Source organism: Paenibacillus hemerocallicola (assembly GCF_006265175.1).
Classification (GTDB): Bacteria; Bacillota; Bacilli; order Paenibacillales; family NBRC-103111; genus Paenibacillus_AB; species Paenibacillus_AB hemerocallicola.
The window spans coordinates 1-3,568 of record NZ_VDCQ01000142.1; the positions used below are offsets into that span (position 1 = coordinate 1).

General features: G+C 58.0%; 4 protein-coding genes. 2 read left to right on the plus strand and 2 right to left on the minus strand.

All coding sequences use genetic code 11. The features are described from left to right. Window positions 1-411: 411 nt before the first annotated feature. The gene (locus FE784_RS40420) at window positions 412-726 is read right to left on the minus strand and encodes a transposase (RefSeq protein WP_139607960.1); all 315 of its coding nucleotides are present in this window, start codon (window positions 724-726) and stop codon (window positions 412-414) included. 87 nt (window positions 727-813) lie between these two features. Then, window positions 814-1,341, minus strand: a complete 528-nt coding sequence (locus FE784_RS40425) for a GNAT family N-acetyltransferase (RefSeq protein ID WP_176706880.1) — start codon at window positions 1,339-1,341, stop codon at window positions 814-816. A gap of 185 nt (window positions 1,342-1,526) precedes the next feature. On the opposite strand from FE784_RS40425, the gene FE784_RS40430 reads away from it, so the two are divergent. Together FE784_RS40430 and FE784_RS40435 are read left to right on the plus strand one after the other, a co-directional pair. Further along, complete coding sequence (locus FE784_RS40430) at window positions 1,527-2,786, plus strand: M48 family metallopeptidase (protein ID WP_139607962.1); 1,260 nt, start codon at window positions 1,527-1,529, stop codon at window positions 2,784-2,786. Between the two features lie 46 nt (window positions 2,787-2,832). Beyond that, window positions 2,833-3,474, plus strand: coding sequence for a hypothetical protein (locus tag FE784_RS40435; RefSeq protein WP_139607963.1), 642 nt, complete (start codon window positions 2,833-2,835; stop codon window positions 3,472-3,474). Window positions 3,475-3,568 lie beyond the last annotated feature (94 nt).

Below are 3,568 nucleotides of genomic sequence, written 5' to 3' on the forward strand. Positions count from 1 at the left end.
GGGCAATTTTCCATACCTCGTGCAAAAATAGCGGAATCGGAATCCGCTATTCAGGCCTTTTCGGCCCAATCTGACGCTTCGCAAGCCGAATAGAGGAACTCCGTTCCGCTATCGGGCAATTTTCCATACCTCGTGCAAAAATAGCGGAATCGGATTCCGCTATTCAGGCCGTTTCGGCCCAATCTGACGCTTCGCAAGCCGAATAGCGGAACTCCGTTCCGCTATTCGCTAGCGATATGGGATTGCGATGCCAATAACGCCCTCCAGTGCCGCTATTTTTCAAACCGGGCGGTCGAGTTCGCCACACCTTGCCGCACCTTGCCGCACAGGACGCATCGGACAACTCGCTCCGCTGTAAGCGTAATGATCGTTATGGCGGGGCGGACGAGGATAGTGAACTTCCCCATTCCGCTAGTCCAAGCGCGGATGGCGCTCCTTTGCGAAACACCCCGTAAAGCCGCCCAGCAGCAAAGCGAGCAAATAAAGTCCCAAGTAGCCGCCAAAAGCCAAAAACCATAAGCTGTCGAACAGCCAGTGCACTTCAGTCGAATATACTGTACCGTGCCGACGGATATCCGATACCGCAAACGCGGAAAGAATGCCGAAGCCGAATGCGCTGACTACACCAAGCGCGTCCAGCACCAGCCTCGCCCTTGCGGACACCCGACGAAGCAAGGCCAACACCGCCGGAATAAGCAGCGTGCCGATTACGACCAGCAGCTTCATCTTGCCCACCTCCAATTATCCCCAGCATGGACAGAAGCGGAGCAAAGGATACGTGTCCGGTCGATTCTCCTATGGTTTATTGCCACATTAAACCTCATTGTGCGGGTTTAATGAAGTGACATACCTGGATTGAACGAGCTCTTTCCCCCTTGTTATCGTCTTGTGTGTCCCGTCCTTCCGGAATCCGAATCGCTCACAGAAGCTTCGCGCCCGCTTGTTATCCTCGAGCACCCACAAGGCTGCGTTGCGGTAACCGAACTCCGCCAGCCGTTCGATCCCCCACCCGAGAAAGGCTGTGCCATAGCCGTTTCCCCATACGCCCTCCATCAAGTAAATGCTTCGAATCTCGCCATGCGAGGAATCCAGATCGTCGTCGCAGGATCCCCCTACGACCATCACTCCGGCCGGTTGATCGTTCGCGATCAGAATGGCGACTTTCTCGGGACCTTTCTCTAGAGCTTCCCGGTAATAGCGTTCCCGATTCTCTGCCGTATTCCGTCTTAAATAATGTTCCGGCATAATGCCCATATAAGCACTGCGGTAAGCCTCCGAATGAACTCGCCCCAGGGCGGTGCAATCGTCGGGCTCGGCCCACCTTATTTTCAATGGACTCAACGGCACTCCTCCTTGCATTCAGTCAGATGCCCTGCTTGCATTATTGGCGCGGGAGCCTCTCAACCGTTATGATAGTAGCACAGAGTAAATGAACAGGTCGGATCCGTCCTCTTCGGACAGAAATCGGGTAAAACCGGACAAAATACCAAAAGGGAACGAACGAAACGAAAGGGGAGCGTCCATCCTTGAACAAACCCATTCGCCTGTATTACTTGTGCTTCGCTCTTTATGCAGCCATAATCGGCCTATGCCTCTGGTTCGCTTCGGCGAACACGGTGCCCGACGCGTACACGGGAACGGCTGCAGATCCGTCAACCTTTATGTCGGCCGAGCAGTTGAGAAGCAGCGAAGTGTATTCCGCACAGCGCAACTGGCTATTTTTCGTCTCGTATCCGTGGGAATGGGGCATTTATATCGTGCTTCTGTTCGGCGGATACGCCAAACGCTGGGAGGAGAGGCTGGAGCAGACCCGTCTCCCCTTCGCGGCACGGCTCTCCATATTCGCCTTTGTCGTAAGCGCGGTTGCCTTTATCGTGCGACTGCCGCTCCGGTTTACCGGATACACGCTATCGCGAAGCAACGGCATCTCCACTCAGCCGTTCGCGGGCTGGATCCGTGACAAGCTCGTCGCATTCGGCGTCGATACGTTAATCATGCTCCTCGTCGCAGCGGTCGCTTACTGGTTCATCCGGAAAGGAGGCCGCTGGTGGCTGAAGCTGTGGCTGCTGTCCATTCCGTTTACGCTGTTCTTGATGTACATTCAGCCTGTCGTCATCGATCCGCTGTACAATCAATTTTCCCGGTTGTCCGATACGGCGCTGGAGCAAAAAATCGAACGGCTGGCCGCGGATGCCGGCATTTCCACCGAACGGGTATTCGAGGTCGACATGTCCACGAAGACGAATGCGCTCAACGCCTATGTCGACGGAATCGGTCCCAGCCTGCGCATCGTGTTGTGGGATACGACGCTGAAGCGGATGAGCGAGGACGAGATTATGATGATCGTCGCGCATGAAATCGGACATTACACGATGCACCATCTGGAATGGAGCGTGCTCGGCGCCGTCGGCGGTTCTTTGGTCATGCTATGGCTCGGGAGTGTCGTTCTGGGCTTTATCATTCGCAATTGGGGCGCTTCGTGGGGAATTTGCAAAGTCGGGCAGACGTCCTCCCTGCCGCTTATTTTGCTGCTGCTGTCGGTACTTTCGTTTGCGTCGCTGCCGTTCTCGAACGCCGTATCCCGGCAAGCCGAGAGAGCGGCCGATCGTTACGCGGAGCGGCTGATCGGCCATTCCGGCAGTGCCGTCAGCATGCAGCAAAAGCTTGCGAAGGCGACGCTGGACGAAGTGAATCCCCCTTGGTTCGTGCAGCTGTTCCGCTCCACCCACCCGAGCGCCTTGGAAAGGATCGTCGATGCGGAAGCTTTCGAGAACAAAAACAGGTAACGCCGCGGTTTTCGCCACCGCGGGCGTTTATACGTCGCCCAACTTTATGGAAGGTTTACTCGGTAAAGCCGTAGAGCTGCTGCATAGTCACACCCGTCTCCGCGTAGTGCGCTCGGGGCTGCTGTTCCCTTATGGCGATTGGAGCACCGGTCTGCTTCGGCAAATTCGTCAAGTCCGCCGTGATATGTCGCTGCATGGCGATACGTACGCGCGTTCGATCGGCGGACGCAGCTTGACCGAGGCGTTCGGGGATCTTAGCGGCATCGACGTGCTGCTGCTTCTCGGCCACAGCGGCGGAGGTATGGCGGCCGTTCATGCCGCGGCCCCGCTCGGGAGCCTGCCGCCCGGACCGGACGTCCGCATCGTGCAGATCGGGTGTCCGCGCTTTGCGATTGCGCCGGAGCTGCGGATGAGGGTGCACTATTTGTATGCCGTCGGCCGGGCGGGCGGACCGGCTAAAGACCCGATCTGCCGCATCGGCACCTGGGGAGGCTGGGAGAGAAGCGCGCACGGCATCCCGCGCTGGAACCCGCTGAAGTTCGCGCCGGGAGAGCGGACGCCGGTTCCGATCATCGGCGGCCATGCCGACTATTTCCGCGACCGCGCCCCGTTCCGGAACGAAGCCGGCCGCACGAATCTGGACATCGTGTCGGAGGCGCTGCTGGCGGGACTCGTCGAGGACGGGTAACCGGAACCCCCGCCCCCCAACGGCCGATCCGGCGGCAGATGGGGCCGTCGGCAGGCTCGCCTAACGCTCGTTTCAGCACTATTCCCGCCACTTT

What these genes read in the sequence shown, in the direction of transcription:
- FE784_RS40420 (WP_139607960.1), bottom strand. Translation starts at nt 726, where the DNA reads ATGAAGCTGCTGGTCGTAATCGGCACGCTGCTTATTCCGGCGGTGTTG.
- FE784_RS40435 (WP_139607963.1), top strand. Translation starts at nt 2,833, where the DNA reads ATGGAAGGTTTACTCGGTAAAGCCGTAGAGCTGCTGCATAGTCACACC.